The following is a 1,069-nucleotide window of genomic DNA, read 5'->3' as shown; positions in this document are numbered from 1 at the left end:
ACGCGACCCCCGCAACTACCTGGCATTTCTCGGCCTGGCCGCTGCCATCTGCTGCTACAAGCGCCTACTCCGCCTCACCACATAGGACACGGTCTAAGTGGAGCTGGCGAGGGCGGCGAAGTCCGGTAGGCGCATGGCCGCCCGGAGGAGCCGTACCTTATCTGCAGCCGTGCTGATGCTGGTGCTGGGCAGGCCGCTGGGGTCGGTGTAGTGCGTCGCGTCCATACCGAGCCGGTGTGCGGTCTGGTTCATTTCGGCGACGAAGGCGACGGGGTCGGAGCCGTACCAGCGCGCGAGCTCGTCGGCGACATTGTTCGCCGAGGCCGCCAGCAGCGCCTGAAGTGCCTCACGTTCGCTCATACGCTGCCCTGACCGCAGTGGAACCACCGACTCCGACCGGGCCAGACGGGCGGGATAGCGGGCCGCTTCGTCGGTGGACACGGTGAATAAGGGGCCGGCCTGCCCGGGCCCCAGCGGGTACCGGGAGAGGAACACGTAGGCGGTCATGAGCTTGGCCGTGCAGGCCGTCGGCACCGGGTCCTGGCCGGGGGAGGAGGTGTACTCGCCCCACCGTCAACTGCCAGGGCCGCCTGACCGGCGGCGGGCCAGGCAGAGACCGGAGGGGTGCCCGGCACAGCACGCACCACTTCGGCCGCGGCCGCGGATGCGGGACGGCCGAACGCCACCAGGGAGAGTGCGAGGGCCGCGGTGCACAGCACCGCGGTGAGGGCCGGCAGGACAGCCGAGAGCCGTTGACGCCGTGCCGTTTCATGGTCGTAGTGCAATGGCCGAGGCGTGTCACGGGGCATGCGGACTCCGCGGTGCAGCTCTGAGTGGGGGGCGGGTACTCATGGGCTCGTAGACGGTTCTTCGCTCAGGAGGTCACGGTTGACGGCGTGCTGGGCAGCGTCTGTGTCTGCGGGCTGTCTGCCCGGTTGAGCGCCGTTTGGATGAGGGTGTCGAGGAGCCGGGGGTAGGGCAGGCCGGCTGCGGCCCAGATCTGCGGGTACTGGGAGGCTGCGGTGAAGCCGGGGAAGGTGTTGACCTCGTTGATCACGGGTTCGGTGCC

Annotated in this window: 2 pseudogenes; both read right to left on the bottom strand. The window is 69.4% G+C overall.

Annotated features, from left to right (window positions below):
- Positions 1-93: 93 nt before the first annotated feature.
- Positions 94-549: pseudogene (locus ACZ50K_RS37980) on the bottom strand (serine hydrolase); the annotation flags it as partial.
- 325 nt (positions 550-874) lie between these two features.
- Positions 875-1,069, bottom strand: a pseudogene (locus ACZ50K_RS37975) (hypothetical protein); the annotation flags it as partial.

The sequence above is a fragment of the Streptomyces sp. NPDC033845 genome, from assembly GCF_055576225.1.
The sequence above is the reverse complement of the archived record's forward strand: the minus strand, read 5'-3'. Positions and strand labels throughout refer to the sequence as shown.